Source organism: Chryseobacterium sp. JUb7 (assembly GCF_024806495.1).
Classification (GTDB): domain Bacteria; phylum Bacteroidota; class Bacteroidia; order Flavobacteriales; family Weeksellaceae; genus Chryseobacterium.
Window position 1 is genome coordinate 309,873 of sequence record NZ_JANUFF010000002.1, and the last position, 15,281, is coordinate 325,153.

Annotated in this window: 16 protein-coding genes and 4 tRNA genes; 5 read left to right on the forward strand and 15 right to left on the reverse strand. The window is 34.1% G+C overall.

Translation table 11 applies throughout. From position 1 onward, the window contains the following. Window positions 1-118: 118 nt before the first annotated feature. Complete coding sequence (locus M2373_RS04985) at window positions 119-529, reverse strand: hypothetical protein (protein WP_259108251.1); 411 nt, start codon at window positions 527-529, stop codon at window positions 119-121. Window positions 530-750: 221 nt separating this feature from the next. Here M2373_RS04985 and M2373_RS04990 point away from each other — a divergent pair, with 221 nt between their 5' ends. Further along, a complete protein-coding gene (locus M2373_RS04990) occupies window positions 751-2,736 on the forward strand; it encodes a tetratricopeptide repeat-containing sensor histidine kinase (RefSeq protein WP_259108254.1) in 1,986 nt (661 codons plus the stop codon). Beyond that, window positions 2,726-3,364: a response regulator gene (locus tag M2373_RS04995; protein ID WP_259108258.1), complete on the forward strand. Its 639-nt coding sequence runs from the start codon at window positions 2,726-2,728 to the stop codon at window positions 3,362-3,364. Before M2373_RS04990 ends, M2373_RS04995 begins: the two co-directional genes overlap by 11 nt. Window positions 3,365-3,415: 51 nt before the next feature. Here M2373_RS04995 and M2373_RS05000 read toward each other — a convergent pair whose 3' ends face one another. Continuing rightward, window positions 3,416-3,841: a hypothetical protein gene (locus tag M2373_RS05000; protein ID WP_259108263.1), complete on the reverse strand. Its 426-nt coding sequence runs from the start codon at window positions 3,839-3,841 to the stop codon at window positions 3,416-3,418. Between the two features lie 257 nt (window positions 3,842-4,098). On the opposite strand from M2373_RS05000, the gene M2373_RS05005 reads away from it, so the two are divergent. The 3 genes from M2373_RS05005 to M2373_RS05015 all read left to right on the forward strand — a co-directional run bounded on the left by M2373_RS05005 (window position 4,099) and on the right by M2373_RS05015 (window position 6,699). Continuing rightward, the gene (locus M2373_RS05005; RefSeq protein WP_259108265.1) at window positions 4,099-4,737 is read left to right on the forward strand and encodes an alpha/beta hydrolase; all 639 of its coding nucleotides are present in this window, start codon (window positions 4,099-4,101) and stop codon (window positions 4,735-4,737) included. A 110-nt stretch (window positions 4,738-4,847) separates the two neighbouring features. After that, on the forward strand, window positions 4,848-6,173 hold the full coding sequence (locus M2373_RS05010) for a PDZ domain-containing protein (RefSeq protein ID WP_259108267.1): 1,326 nt from the start codon (window positions 4,848-4,850) through the stop codon (window positions 6,171-6,173). Window position 6,174: 1 nt separating this feature from the next. Next, window positions 6,175-6,699, forward strand: a complete 525-nt coding sequence (locus tag M2373_RS05015) for a hypothetical protein (protein ID WP_259108269.1) — start codon at window positions 6,175-6,177, stop codon at window positions 6,697-6,699. On the opposite strand, the gene M2373_RS05020 is transcribed toward M2373_RS05015, so the two are convergent. The 13 genes from M2373_RS05020 to M2373_RS05080 all read right to left on the reverse strand — a co-directional run bounded on the left by M2373_RS05020 (window position 6,700) and on the right by M2373_RS05080 (window position 15,263). Next, the gene (locus tag M2373_RS05020; RefSeq protein WP_259108270.1) at window positions 6,700-7,734 is read right to left on the reverse strand and encodes a L,D-transpeptidase; all 1,035 of its coding nucleotides are present in this window, start codon (window positions 7,732-7,734) and stop codon (window positions 6,700-6,702) included. A gap of 494 nt (window positions 7,735-8,228) precedes the next feature. Beyond that, window positions 8,229-8,302 (reverse strand) — tRNA-Asp (locus tag M2373_RS05025). 32 nt (window positions 8,303-8,334) lie between these two features. Continuing rightward, window positions 8,335-8,408: transfer RNA gene (locus M2373_RS05030), tRNA-Asp, on the reverse strand. Between the two features lie 32 nt (window positions 8,409-8,440). Beyond that, window positions 8,441-8,514: transfer RNA gene (locus M2373_RS05035), tRNA-Asp, on the reverse strand. 32 nt (window positions 8,515-8,546) lie between these two features. Continuing rightward, window positions 8,547-8,620, reverse strand: a tRNA-Asp gene (locus tag M2373_RS05040). A gap of 135 nt (window positions 8,621-8,755) precedes the next feature. Beyond that, complete coding sequence (gene trxA / locus M2373_RS05045; protein ID WP_072962583.1) at window positions 8,756-9,070, reverse strand: thioredoxin; 315 nt, start codon at window positions 9,068-9,070, stop codon at window positions 8,756-8,758. Window positions 9,071-9,155: 85 nt separating this feature from the next. Further along, the gene (locus M2373_RS05050; RefSeq protein WP_259108275.1) at window positions 9,156-10,331 is read right to left on the reverse strand and encodes a cysteine desulfurase family protein; all 1,176 of its coding nucleotides are present in this window, start codon (window positions 10,329-10,331) and stop codon (window positions 9,156-9,158) included. 1 nt (window position 10,332) lies between these two features. Further along, complete coding sequence (locus tag M2373_RS05055) at window positions 10,333-10,797, reverse strand: hypothetical protein (protein WP_259108279.1); 465 nt, start codon at window positions 10,795-10,797, stop codon at window positions 10,333-10,335. Window positions 10,798-10,820: 23 nt separating this feature from the next. Continuing rightward, complete coding sequence (locus tag M2373_RS05060; RefSeq protein WP_259108281.1) at window positions 10,821-11,408, reverse strand: HAD family hydrolase; 588 nt, start codon at window positions 11,406-11,408, stop codon at window positions 10,821-10,823. 125 nt (window positions 11,409-11,533) lie between these two features. Further along, window positions 11,534-12,259 carry an SDR family NAD(P)-dependent oxidoreductase gene (locus tag M2373_RS05065; RefSeq protein WP_259108283.1) on the reverse strand — a complete coding sequence of 242 codons (726 nt, stop codon included), beginning with the start codon at window positions 12,257-12,259 and terminating at the stop codon, window positions 11,534-11,536. A 6-nt stretch (window positions 12,260-12,265) separates the two neighbouring features. Continuing rightward, window positions 12,266-13,582, reverse strand: a complete 1,317-nt coding sequence (locus tag M2373_RS05070) for an FAD-binding oxidoreductase (RefSeq protein ID WP_259108285.1) — start codon at window positions 13,580-13,582, stop codon at window positions 12,266-12,268. After that, window positions 13,579-14,466, reverse strand: a complete 888-nt coding sequence (locus M2373_RS05075; RefSeq protein WP_259108287.1) for a decaprenyl-phosphate phosphoribosyltransferase — start codon at window positions 14,464-14,466, stop codon at window positions 13,579-13,581. The genes M2373_RS05070 and M2373_RS05075 overlap by 4 nt, the downstream gene beginning before the upstream one ends. A gap of 107 nt (window positions 14,467-14,573) precedes the next feature. Next, complete coding sequence (locus M2373_RS05080; RefSeq protein WP_259108289.1) at window positions 14,574-15,263, reverse strand: OmpA family protein; 690 nt, start codon at window positions 15,261-15,263, stop codon at window positions 14,574-14,576. Window positions 15,264-15,281: the final 18 nt, after the last annotated feature.

Below are 15,281 nucleotides of genomic sequence, written 5' to 3' on the forward strand. Positions count from 1 at the left end.
AGTTTAGTTCGGGCTCGTCTTCGACGAGCCCGAACTAAACTCCATATAAAATAAATCGCGGCAAGATAAATCTTGCCGCGATTTTATTAATACAACTATTTCGAAAGTTATTAATTTTTTAGAATACGTAAGAAGCCGATGCCGACAGGTACTGACCGCTTGAAGTTCCTTCTTTTTTCAACTCTCCGTCTACCCAAATCTGAACCTTTAATGTTGATGAAGCATTCGGTCCTATTGCATTTACAGCTACGTTAGCATTGTAGGCACCTGCTTCAGAGGTTACTTCCGGACTTGACCATGTAGTTCCGCTCAGACTGCTTGCTGTGGTCGGGTTTCCATCAATTCCGTATACTGCTACATCAATATTACTTCCTGAAGAAGCTATTGCTTTGAAAACAACTTTATGAGTCTTACTTGCTCCGTTTACAGGATTATCATCGTCGTCGCTGCTACAAGAGCTGACGAAACCGAAAAGTAAGGTTGCTGCTAACATTAAAAATGTTCCTTTAAATACTTGATTCAACTTCATTTTTTTCATAATCTTTTTGTTTAAATTTGACTACTATTGTTTATAATTCTATGATTTGATTGATTTGGTATCTGCAAAACTACCAGAGTATCACCCCGGTATCAATCCTAAAAAAAGAGTATTTTTTTATACCTAAATTCAGGTATTTTTTTATACTGGAAATTTTAATTAAATTGACTGTTTTATAATAAAAACTACTTATTTATTTTGATTTGACGATAATGAAGAAACTAACCGTTGTAATTTTCATTTTACTTTCATTTACCCTACAGTCTCAGCAGATTATTCCGCTTAACGAAAAGCCTTATCTTGATAGTTTACAAAACATCACAATAAGCCGTTCTGATAATGATTCTAAAGCGAATGCTTATTTTTTATTATCCAATTACTACAGAAATACAGACAGTCTTTCAAGTAAAAAATATCTGGAAAACGGTAAAACACTGGTGGAGACAAAGAAAACTTTTATTTCTGCTAAGTATTATTATTATGAAGGTCAGTATTATCTTGAAAAAAATAAAACTAAAGCTGCAGCAGCCTATCAGCAGGCTATCAGCGCTTTGAGTAAATTTAAGACAGAAGAATCTTATTTTTTTCAGTCGCTGGCGTGGTATAACTATGGAGTATCTCTAAAAAACAAAGAAGGATATCCTTTTTTAGTTAAAACTATTCTTGAAAAAAGCATTCCTTTAGTTGAAAAATATGAAAATAACAGAAATTTAGGATTCTTATATTCTCAGCTGGCTCTTATTCTCACCTACAATGCAGAATTTGAGAAAGCAGGAAATTATAATAAAAAGGCATTAAAAATTCTTGAAAAAAATTATCCTAATTCAGCAGAGCTATTTTATACCTACCTGAATACCGCCAGTAATTATTGTTATCAGGCCAAAGGCGATGAAGCAAAAAAATTTCTTGACAAGGCAGAAAAATTAATTCAGCTTTATCCGGATTCCTCATCAAATGCTTTCTTTTATTATGGAAAGACCCTTTTTTTTATAACTAAACAGAAAAACGAAGAAGCTTTACCCGTCATAGAAAAAGGCTTGTTTTACACTAAAAAATTTAATCAGAATCTATTAGCTCAAATGTTCTACTTCAATAAGTTTGACATTCTAAAGAAATTAAAAAGATATTCCGAAGCTAAAGCCGTTCTGGAAAACATTTTAACAGAAAAATCTCTTGTTTTGGATCTCAACAACAGGAAAACAATATATAAACAGCTTTCCGGGCTAAATGAAGAAATGGGAAACCCAGAAGGAGCATTAACGTGGGAGAAAAAATATTCTAAACTTAATGACAGTCTCAGTACGGAAAATACAAAGCTCGAAATCAATAAACTTGAAACGAAATATAACACCGCTGAAAAAGAAAGAAAAATCGCTAATCTTGATGCTGAAAAAGCTCAGAAACAGCTTGAAATAAATCAAAAAAATCAATATCTGTGGCTACTTGGTTTTGCGTCTGTATTTTTAATGATTTTAGTTATTTTTATTTATTTCTATACCAAAAAACTGGCAAAACAAAGAAAAATCAACCTTCAGCAAAAATTAAAAGAAATCCAGCAAAAAGAAGAGTTAAATATTACAAAAGCAATTCTTGAAAGTGAAGAACGAGAAAGAGAACGTATTGCAAAAGACCTACACGATGGACTTGGAGGAATGCTGGCAGGGGTTAAAATCAATTTTTCAACCTGGTCTTCCACTCATTTAAGCACAAATGATCAGGAGTTTAATAAAATCTTAGGACAGCTGGATAATTCGGTAAGTGAATTAAGGCATGTTGCCAGAAACTTAATGCCCGAATCTCTTCTCAATTTCGGACTGGAAACCGCATTGCATGATCTTTGTGAGTTCTACATCAGAAAAGATCTCAGCATTGATTTCCAAGCGATTAATATCGAAAAAAATATTCCACTTACCATACAGTTAAATATTTACAGAATTGCTCAGGAACTGTTGGCAAATGCTGTAAAACATTCACAGGCTTCAAGCATTTTATTACAATGCTCTCAATCTGAAGAAAATTTCTTTATCACCATTGAAGACAATGGAAAAGGGTTTGAGAAAGATATTGAAAAAACAACCAAGAGTATGGGACTTCGAAATCTTAAAAACCGTGTCAATTATCTTAAGGGAAAAATGGAGATCAACTCCGACCATGAAGGAACAACTATTAACATTGAACTAAATACCCATGCAGTCTGATAAAATAAATATCGTCATTGTAGATGACCATCCGATCGTTATTGAAGGATTGAAAATAATGCTTAAGAATCAGTCATTTTTCAATGTTCTAGAAAGTTTTACACTGGGTTCGGAGATTGTTGATTTTGTAAGATCTAATGAAGTTGATATTATTCTGTTAGACATCACCCTACCCGATGCCAATGGAATTGAATTGTGTAAAGAGATAAAAAAAATATCGCCCCATACATCCGTAATTATGTTCAGTAATCGCTCTGAACGAAGTATTATGATGCAATCTATTCAAAATGGAGCAAGTGGATATCTGCTTAAAAACACGTCAATCGAAGAATTGATAGAATGCATCAGAGGTGCACTTTCGGGGAATATTGTATTTTGTAACGAAACAAAACAGATCATCAGTAAGCCATCTCAAAACGAGCTGACAATTCCCAGATTAACAAAGCGGGAAAAACAGATTTTACAATTGGTCGCTAAAGGGAAAACCAGTGGAATGATTGCCGATGAATTATTCCTAAGCCCATTAACCGTAGATACTCACAGAAAAAACCTGCTTCAGAAATTTCAGGCAAAAAATTCTTCAGAGCTCATCACGATTGCTTTACAGCACCATATGATTGAGGAGTAAAACAAAAAAACCGTCAAATTGACGGTTTTTTTTATATGTATTGTTTATTTTTTACAATTCCAAGAAGCTGTGAGCAATTGATGTACTTTGAATTCCTGAAAGGTTTTTAATTGTATCTGTTTCTGCAACTTCACCGTCAACCCAAATATTCAAGATAAGTTTTGCGTTCGCGTCAGGAAGTAATGCATTGGCTGCAAGATTCAACTGAGACTGGCTAGAATTAACAAACATCTCACCACTGTTCCAACTAATACCCGGCTGATCAAAAAGTTGATTCTGGCTGGTTCCCACTTGTGTTACAATCGTTTTAAACTCTACACCTGTAGTTCCTTTTACTTCAAACTTTACGATATGATCTTTAAACTCATCTTCGTCGTCGTCATCTTTACAAGAATGAGCCACAGAAACTACTGAAAATAATACGATGAATAAAAAAGAAAGTCTAAATAAACTTTTTGATTTGTAAAATTGCTTCATTTCTCCAAATAGATTTTTAATGTTTCAAATATAGGTTTTTTATCAATATAAAAATAACTTTTATGAAAATTTTCTAATAAAGATTTCCAAATAATATCAAATCTATAAAAATATTGCATCTGCCGGATTTATGATTTCCAATGGTCCTTAACATTAATTAAACATTTAGTTTTCAATAAGTAAACATTATCTGTTGTTTTATTTAAAACTCAATCGGCAAAGATTTTACAATATGATTTATTATTTATCTTTGCTTTATGAATTTAGATTACATCGTAAGAGAACCTGAGAATATTACCTCCCAAACCACTATTCTATTTATGCTTCACGGCTATGGAAGCAATGAGCAAGACCTTTTCAGCTTTAGAGAAACTCTTCCGGAAGACTGGATCATTGTGAGTTTCAGAGCTCCGAAAGCAACCCAGTTTGAGGGTTTTTCATGGTATGATATAGATTTTAATGATCCTGAAAATTTCATTAATGTAGAACAGGCCAATGAATCATTAAATGCCGTTTTGGAAAATATTCTGAAAATAGTTAATCATTATGGATTGACAGAAGCAAAGACTCACCTTTGCGGCTTCAGTCAGGGGGGAATTTTATGTTATGCACTGGCTTTAAAGTACCCTGAAATGTTCAATTATGTAGCTTGCTTAAGTGCATATCCTGAAGAGAAACTTCTGAAAGATATTGTAAAAGATAAGAAAAAGCTGGAAAGACTTCGTTTCTTCGTGTCTCACGGCACAGATGACGCTGTGATCCCAATGGAATGGGGAAGAAAAGCGGCTGATCTACTGTATGATTTAAGTTGTTATTTTACATTTAGAGAATACATGAGCGGTCACGGAGTCAATCAAAAAAATTATATGGACCTGATGGAATTCTTTTCAAAGTAAAATTACGGGAAGAAAAACATTTCTTTTAATTCATTACAAATTATACAGACATTCTCAACTTTGAGAATGTTTTTTGTTTCCTATACAAATAAATTCAGTAAATTCAGTAAATGAAATTACGCCATTTTATATTATTTTTTTTCTTCAGCATTTTCATTAATGCACAAAATTCATTTGAAATAAAAGATGTAAAAAAAACAGTTATTCCTTTTAAATTAATCAATAATTTAATTTTTATTCCTATCAATATTAATGGTGTTAATCTCACTTTTTTATTAGATACCGGTGTTGCGGAAACCTTACTTTTCAGTTTAGAGAATCAGGAGGTGAAGTTAAGTGAGGTAGAAAAGATTAAGTTCTCCGGATTAGGTGGAGACTTAAGTATTGACGGGTTTAAATCTGATAATAATATCGGAAAAATCGGAGATCATATGATCAATAATTCTATGTCTATTTTTCTCATTCTTAATCAGGAATTTAATATCTCTTCACATGTTGGAATTCCCGTCAATGGTGTGATAGGCTATCATTTGTTTAAAAACCATCCGATTTCAATTGATTATTCTTCTAAAAAAATTACAGTTTATAATGATCGTGAATTGTTTAAGAGAAAAACAAGAAAATTCGAAGAACTTCCTGTCAGCATAGAAAAAAGTAAGCCTTATCTCTACACCGATGTAGAGATGACGAATGAAAAAAAGAGTTCAAAATTATTAATCGATCTTGGAAACAGTGATCCTATCTGGTTATTTCCTGCATTAATTAAAGATTTTGTTTATAATCGTCCGAATATTGAAGACTTCTTAGGTAGAGGGTTTAATGGGGATATTTATGGTAAAAGAAGCAGAATTCACAATTTTTACATTGGTAATTTTAAGTTTGAGAAACCCCTCACAGCTATGCCTGATGAGTTCTCTATTCAGCATGTACATTTGGTAGAAGACAGAAAAGGCTCTGTAGGAGGTGAGATTATGCGTCGTTTTACCGTAGTATTTGATTATCCCAATGAAAAGCTATACCTGAGACCTAACAGAAATTTTGATGATCCTTTTCATTTTAATATGAGTGGCTTAGATTTTAAACAGGATGGAATGCAATGGCAGGAAGATCTTGTAAAAATTGAAACTAAGAAAGCCAATAAAGCCAGCAGTGAATTTTCAACAGCCACCGACAAGTTTCAGTATAAATTTGTGCTGAAACCCATATTCTCCATTTCAGGAGTCCGGAAAGATTCTCCGGCTGACAAAGCAGGGTTAAAAAAAGATGATCAGATCATTTTCATTAACGGAAGCAAAACCTCAGATATGAGTTTAGAAAAAATTATGGAGATGATGAAATCTTATGAAGGAAGAAGTATTACAATGATCATACAGAGAAAAACTCAGCAGCTGACTATAAAATTTCAGCTGGAAGATCCAATACCTTATCAAGAATAATATGAATACAGAAGAAACTACTTTAGATAAAATAAGAACGCGGCCGAGGTTTAAAATGTTCACCGATCTCAGCAAGGAAGAATACGCCGAACATTTAAAAATATATCTTGCCGAACACAAGGATGAGTTTTCAGGAAATATCAATAAAGAAGTGGCTACAATATGCGTGGAAACCGAATATGACAATTACTGGAAACCCAGATTATCTTTAAGAATAGAAACTGAAGACGAAAAAACTGCTGTCAGAGGTATTTTCGGACCCAGTTCAGCAGTTTGGACATTCTTTATGTTTCTGTATTTTTCTTTTTCTATTCTATGGATGACTTTCTTTTCCATGTATTATGTGGAAAATCAAATCAACAGTTCTGAATTTCCCTGGGCATTAAACGCCTCTTTTGTGATGCTTTTCTGCATTGCACTGACCTATGCAGCTGCAAGATTCGGGCAACATAAAGGAAAAGATGAAATGCTCAAATTAAGGAAATTTGCAGAGGAATCAACTTTACATTTTGAAAAGAAGGATTAATTAAGGGGCTACCGTTTTGGGAGTTTGCGGCATTTGTTCAATCTGAGCTCTTGCTGCTTTTATAGAATCTACCACTTTCTCTCTGTTATCCTGCTCCTTCAGTATTTTTTCAATATTAGGTTCTATCATCTTTGTCATTTCTTCTACCGAAACATTATTTGAATTAGGATCATCCAACAATTTTCTCCAAGGCTTTCTTGCACCCCATTTATAGTCTCCGAACACCATTACTGCTGTCCCTCTCGCTTTTGTAGTAGCACCTCCCGGATTCAGAACCCAGGTATCAGCATAAGAATAAAGCCATTTTGCATCATTTTTCAATAATCTTAAGCAAGAGTGCGACGCAGGATATCCCGGAAGATCATACTGGTGCCATCCGATTCCGTCTAAATTGAATATATTAAAATTGTATGGGAGCTTCCATTCGCTGCTTACCGTAGAAATAGCTAATTGCTTTTTCCAGTTGGCAAATGTTAAACCTGTTTTTGTCTTTGCCGTCTTTTTCCCCATACTGGTAGGTCCCCATTTTACAAGGCTACCATTAGAGTACACTCCATAAGCCTGAATAGGATATGAAAAAATCACAAACTTTTTCACACCGCTCAATACATCCAACTGCATAGGGAAAGGCGAATATTCCATTAATGTAGTATCAATTTTAGCAGGAACAACCAATGTATCGGCGTTCCATTTATTTTTTGAATCGAGTCTGTTCAGTGCTAAGATGGCATAACGTTCCTTCTCCGTATATTTTTTATTAAATATAGAGAACAGAGAATCTTTAAGCTTTTTGTCTTTAGGAAAAATAAATGCATTGTAAAAACCATCCTCCTGCATTGCCGGCGGCATAGATTCTTTCTGCACTATTGAATCTTTTTTTATAGAGTCCTGCTCCACAACCGGAGTTTCACTCATTGAAGTCGTTGTATCTTTTAAGGTATCACTTATCTTTTCAATTTCTTTTTTACAAGAAACCAAAAGTAAAGAGAATAATAATGTACATAGAAATGCTTTTTTCACAGATATGTTTTTCATAAAATAAAATGGTTCATCTAGTTTTGCTACTCAATACAAATATCAGACCTAAAATTGAATAATAAAAATCATTAATGAAAATACCGTAAAAAAACGGATATCCTTTTATAACCTCACCAATATTAATACAAAAACTACACTAAAGTGTAGTGGCTAAAAAATATAACCTGCGTATTTTTAACACCAACAAAAAATAACACAATTTCTGATTGAAAAATTTAAATATAGGGTAATCACAATACCAGACCATGAATCACTTTTAACATAGATCAGATCTTCAAATACCATCAAGTTGATGGTATTTTTATTTTATAGTAAAGTGGTAATAAGAATAAATTAAAAATAGAAATTACTGAAATCGAATACACTTTCGTTTTTCGACATCTTCTGAAAAACCTTTGTAATAAACATCTCTACTTGGAGAATATAAGATATAAACGTAAAACATAATAAAAACAAAAGAATCCTACAAAATATTTGTAGGATTCTTTTTGCGATCCGGACGGGACTCGAACCCGCGACCTCCGCCGTGACAGGGCGGCATTCTAACCAGCTGAACTACCGGATCAATTTTTTTAAAGTAAATTGATAAAACTTCTGCGATCCGGACGGGACTCGAACCCGCGACCTCCGCCGTGACAGGGCGGCATTCTAACCAGCTGAACTACCGGATCAATTTTTTAAAAAGAAATTGATAAAACTTCTGCGATCCGGACGGGACTCGAACCCGCGACCTCCGCCGTGACAGGGCGGCATTCTAACCAGCTGAACTACCGGATCTAATTTTTTTAAAGTAAATTGAAAAACTTTTGCGATCCGGACGGGACTCGAACCCGCGACCTCCGCCGTGACAGGGCGGCATTCTAACCAGCTGAACTACCGGATCAATTTTGTTTTCTTTTAAAGAACGTTGTTTCTTTTTTGTGATTGCAAAAGTACGACTTTTTTCTTTACATGCAAATTATTTCGTAAAAAAATGCCTTCCAAAACCGGAAGGCATTCATTATCAAATTTATTATTTTTATAAGTGTGCGCTTAATTTCTCTGCGATCACTTCTTTTGGAGCTACTCCAACGATTTTATCAACAACCTCACCGCCCTTAAAAATTAGAACTGTAGGGATATTTCTGATACCATATTGCATAGAAATTTCCTGATTGTTGTCAACATCTACTTTTCCTACTACTGCTTTTCCTTCGAAATCAGTTGCAACTTCTTCAATGATTGGTCCCAGTGTTCTACAAGGTCCGCACCATACTGCCCAAAAGTCTACTAATACCGGTTTATCTGATTTTAAAACCTCCTGAAATGAGCTATCTGTAATTTCTAAAGCCATTTTGTTTCTTTTATTTAAATTAATATTATATTCTTGTTTTTATCTTTAATTAGACTCCCAAAATTACGCCATTTAAGTAATATTGTTATCTATGCTCAACATTTGTATTTTCTATAACAAAATCGCCGGAAATTTCTTTCAAAGCAGTAACGAATGTATCAATATCTTCTTTTGTCGTCATGTGACTGAAAGAAATACGCAGCGGTGTACAGTGATCCATTTCATCTTCCGACAGAACCATCATCATTACCATTGAAGGTTTTGAAGCTCCGGAAGAGCAAGCACTCCCCTGAGAAATTGCGATTCCTTTCATATCCAGCTGAAGTCCGATCAATGGATTTTTATAAGGCAATAAGGCACTTAAAACCGTATAAAGGCTATTTTCCTTCTCTGCGCTCCTTCCGTTAAATTTAACCCCCGGAATCTCTGCAGAAAGCCTTTCAGCGGTATAGCTTTTAATTTCCTGCATATGGTTCGTGTAAGCCTCCATATTATCTAAAGAAAGTTCTAAAGCTTTTCCTAGTCCAACAATACCAGCCACATTCTCAGTTCCTGCTCTCAGACTTCTTTCCTGAGGACCACCTGTAATAATTCCTTTTAAGCCGCTTGATTTTCTGATAAAAGCAAAACCTACTCCTTTCGGTCCATGAAATTTATGAGCACTGCAAGAAGCAAAATCGACCTGAATATCAGACAAATCAAGATTCATATGAGCCATTGTCTGCACAGTATCAGAATGGAAAAGTGCATTATTGGCTTTGCACAATTCCGAGATCTTTTTAATATCGATAATATTTCCGATCTCATTGTTGGCATGCATTAAACTTACCAACGTTTTTTTATCGGAAGATTTTAATAATTCTTCTAATTTATTTAAATCAATATCGCCTTTTTCATTCGGGCGGATATAGTTTACTTCTACTCCTTTTCTGCTTTTCATATCAAGGATACTCTCAGAAACACATTTATGTTCTAAAGGAGAACTGATGATTCTTTCAACTCCAAGATGTTCAACACTGGATTTGATGATCATATTATTGGACTCCGTACCGCATGATGTGAAAATAATCTCAGCCGGAGTTACGTGTAGATAATCAGCAACCTGCCTTCTTACATTCTCAATAAGAATCTTAGCTTCCTGACCAAAGCTGTGTGTTGAAGAAGGATTTCCGAAATTCATTTTCATGGTACCTACCATGGCATCGATAACTTCTTCTGAAATAGGCGTAGTTGCAGCGTTATCTAAATATATTTTATTCATTTTATTTTGAATATTTTAATTCTACGGACTTGAATTGATAATCTGAAGGAACAGTAAAAATAATATAAGGATTGGAAATCACCTGAATTTCCATTCCTCCATGCTCTACATAAGGAACCTCAACATACAGAATATCATTTTTTACTGAAACAGTCTTAATTTCTGAAATTCTATGATCACCTGATCTGAACATTCCTAAATTATATAAAACCACTTTTTTATCATTAGGAAATTTATGGGCAGGAGTACCAGAATCATTTCCCATCTCAACGATCATTGAATTTCCTTTGACAGCACGCTGAAAATCCTGATCATTTTTAATAATGCTGAAACCAGCCTGTTCCGCACCACCCTGTGATTCGGAAACAATAATTTTCGCGTTGTTTTGCATGTCTGATGACTTTTGAAACGGAGTACTCGTGCAACTCATAATAGTTGCCGAACACAAAATAAGCAGTCTTTTCATTTTTACATTTTTACCACTCAAAATTAGTGAAAAAATTGATAATGACCTTCATTTGCCCATTTCAGCATCGGCTTGTCTCCGGAAGTGTCTCCGAAAGCGATGATTTTATCGTATTTATTGTTAATAATTTCAGATTTTATCCGCACCAGTTTTTCTTTTCCGTTGCAGTTTTTACCAATAAAGTTTCCTGTGAAAACTCCGTTTTTAAACTCTGCACGGGTAGAAACCAGCTGCATTTTAAAGGCATCGGCAAAAGGTTTTGCCCAAATATCCAGAGAAGCAGTTACCAATAGACTTTGCGTATGATCTCTATCAATATTATTAATAAAGTCAAGTGCATTCTCTCTTACAATCTTTGGATAGTGCTCTTCAAAAAATTCTTTAGATTTTTTTTCTATTTTCTCCTGAGTCTGTCCTTTCAGAATAGATCCTATAAAACTTTTTTTCACCTTTTCGGTTTCAGCAAGTTTCAATTTTAATAAAATAAAAAGCGGTACATGTCTCAAAAACTGTAATCGGAATTTTGTAGGATCATAAAATTTAAGATACATAAACATGGTATCTTTATACGTTAGAGTTCCGTCAAAATCAAAACAATACAGTTTTTTCATTGGAATTTTTTATCTTATTTAATTTTTTTTTTATTCTTTTAACGCAAAGATTACACGGATATTTTATATAATAAAAAACTTAGCGAATCGTACGTTTAAACTTTCCACTAAATTTAAAAAAAATTTTACAGTTTTAATTTTTTAAATATAAATTCAGGAATATTTCTGATAATCATCATAATAACAGCCCAAATCGGTAAAACATAAGCTACATTTTTCTGCTTTTTGTAAGCTTTATAAATGCAGGTCGCTGCCTGTTTTGGGGTAGCTGTCAATTTCGGATTCAAAGGTAAGCCTTCTGTCATTTTGGTTGCCATGAATCCCGGTTTTATTGTAAGCACATGAACTTTTTTATCAAAAAGATAATTTCTCAAACCACTCAAATAAGCAGTAAAAGCAGCTTTCGCACTTCCATAAATAAAATTGCTCTGCCTTCCCCTGTCACCGGCAACAGATGATAATCCGATAATAGTTCCGGATCTTCTGCTTTCAAATTTCTGAGCAAAATAGTTCATTACGGGAACCAATTTTGAGTAATTAATATCTATAATCCGTTCTGTATTTTTATTATCATACAATCCTTCTTCCGTTCCTTCACCTAAATATCCTGTAGCACAAAATAACAGGTTTGAATTAATATTTTCAAATTTATTATAATCAATTTCCTTGGTAAGATCAAGTTCAATGATTTCAGATTGCTGTACAAACTTCACATCAATATGTCTTGCAAACCTTTCGGTAGTTTCTTTATTTGAGGTAAAAAGATAGATTTTTTCAAACTTTTCTCCTTCCTGCAGAGTTTTTTCCACAAAAGCCTGCGCTACTTCCGATGTACTTCCTAAAACGATCATTTTCCTCTAGTTATTATTTATAATTCTTTTGTGCTGTAGAGACACGAATTTTGGGTTTTGGATATTCTTAAGATAATTGGTTAATGAAGATCTGCTCATGCTGTCTTTGGTAAGGTAAATTCTACCTCCGAATTCCTGAACAATTTCATCCAGCTGATCAACCAGCTTTTTAAGTTTTGAATTCACTTTAAAATCAAGAGCCAGTGTATAGCCCTCAACCGGAAAGGAATTATAAGCCTGAGGATTATTTTTCCCAAACAGCTTTAAAACCGCAAGAAAAGATCCGTTGCCACTATTGGCAATTGTTTCCAGAATTTTCTTCATTCCTTCTTTCCCCGTTTCTTTGGGTATCACCATCTGATATTGAATAAATCCTGATTTCCCATAAATCCTGTTCCATTCATGAACGGCATCCAAAGGATAAAAAAATGTTTCGTAATCTATAAAACTCTTAACTTCTTTTTTGGCTTGTTTTTTATAATATAATAGATTAAAGATCTTAACCGTCAATGCATTCAATACAAAATTCGGAAAATAAAAAGGTACAGTAGGCTCAAATTTACCTTTTAACCTTAATGGATTTTTCTTAAGATTTTCGGGTAATTCATGCTGAAAAGCATGCTCTCCCCGCATCAGGATACTTCTTCCTATATCTTTTCCTTTTTGGAGACAATCAATCCAGGCAACCGTATAGGTCCAGCTTTCACTTTCATCGAATAATCTGAAAATTTCATCCAGATTTTCCGCTTTAATGCTTTCCTGTCGAATATAGGAGGATTCAATATTTTTTAATTTAAATTTTGCGGTAAGAATAATTCCCGTCAATCCCATACCACCAATGGTAGCCCAGAATTTATCCGAATTTTCTTCTCTTGAACACGTAATAATATTCCCATTCTCCGTCATTAATTTAAATTCAATGACATATTCTGAGAAGCATCCTTCTGCATGATGATTTTTACCATGAACATCTGACGCAATAGCGCCTCCCACAGAAACAAATTTTGTTCCTGGAGTTACATATAAAAAATACCCCTGCGGAACAGAAATTTCCAGGACTTCTGAAAGCAAAACACCAGATTCGCACTCTATAATTCCGTTCAGGCGGTCGAAACTGATGAATTTATTTAATTTTTTTGTTGAAAATATATGTTCTCCTAATGAAGCATCGCCATAGCATCTTCCATTTCCTCTTGCGATAACTTCATTATGATCAAGTACAAATTCTTTTATTTTTTTGAAGCTGTCTTCAGACTTCATTTCTTTTTCCACTATAGGAAAGTTGCCCCAATTGGTGACTTTTTGTATAAAATTCGGCTTCATTTTTTAAAATAAATTTGGATTAAAAATGCAGCAACCCACAATAATAAAGTGATTTGGATATATCTGTCTCTATATACAATTTTTGTAGGAGACTCTGTTCTGTTGTATACCAAGGTCTGCTGTAAATACCTTAAAAAGGCAAATACTACAAAAATTACGGTATAAAAGACTCTTTCGTGAAATCTTGCCTGTACCTCCGGAGATAATGTGAACATCAAATAGCAAACAATCGCTAATGTAACTGAAATGGAAAGAGCAATGTCTGCAAACTGAACATTATATCCGTCCAGTGCTCTTCTTGTTTTTCCGGAAACCTGAGCATTAATCAACTCTCCTCTTCTCTTCCCTATCGCCAGCACCAGTGCCAAAACGAAAGTTAACAGGATAGCCCATTGGGAAATACTGATCCCTGTGATATAACCTCCCGACAAAACCCTTAAAACAAAACCTATTGCAATAATTGAAATATCAATAATAGGCACATGTTTTAATTTGAATGTGTACGCAATATTCATCACAAAATAAAACGCAATGATGGTTGCAAATTTCCATAAGCTCTGATGAAAGTATGTCTGCGCAATAAAGACCAAAGCAACATCTAAAATAATCAGTCCGATAAGAATCCCGACAGCTTTAGATTTTGAGATTGCTCCACTAGCCAGTGGTCTTCTTCTTTTTTCAGGATGTTTTCTGTCTGCCTCAATGTCGTTATAATCATTCAGGATATAAACAACGCTTGCTGCCAATGAAAAGATGATAAAAGCGAAAATGCTTTTTGAAAGCAAATCAATATTGGTGGTATTACCAGAAAAAAATAGAGGGACAAAAACAAAAAGGTTCTTTACCCATTGCTCTACACGGAGCAGTTTAAAATATTTCTTCATTTATGTGGTTTCAAATGCAAAAGTAAGAATTTCAAAAATATCTTGCATAAAAATACAAAAATAACCGCAATAGCGGTTATTTACGAAAATATTTATATGTTAATTAATTATTGCCCTTGTTTGGCTTCATTAATCATTTTTTCATTTGCAGTAATGGCAAACTCCACTCTTCTATTTTTAGCTCTTCCTTCATCTGTATCATTGCTGGCCACTGGCATAGCTTCACCTTCACCTTTTGCAAATAATCTGCTTGAAGCAATTCCTTTTCCAGATAGGTAAGATTTTACTGAATTGGCTCTTCTTTCAGAAAGACTCATATTGTATGAATCTGATCCTTTGCTATCTGTATGTCCATAGATATTAATATTGGTATCCGGGTTATTTGTTAATACCTGTGCCAATTTATCCAAGTTAGTTTTTGCCGTAGTTGTAAGAGTTGATGAGTCAAAATCAAAGTTTACAATACTTTCGTTCAAAGTAATTTTAATACCGTCACCTACTCTTTCTACCTGAGCACCTGGCAATGTTTCTTTGATCTCTTTAGCCTGTTTATCCATTTTATTACCGATAACGTTACCTGCAACACCACCGATGATACCACCTAAAACAGCGCCTAAAGCTCCATTCCCTCCTTTACCTACATTGTTACCCAAGATACCTCCCAATACTGCACCTGAAGCAGCACCTACTGCTGTACCTCTTTGTTGGTGGTTAGAATTCTGTACTGCCTCACAACTTGTCAATAATAATGCTGATGACAAGAAAAGAGCTCCTATATATGTTTTGCTAAATTTCATTTTTTTATTCTTTAAAGT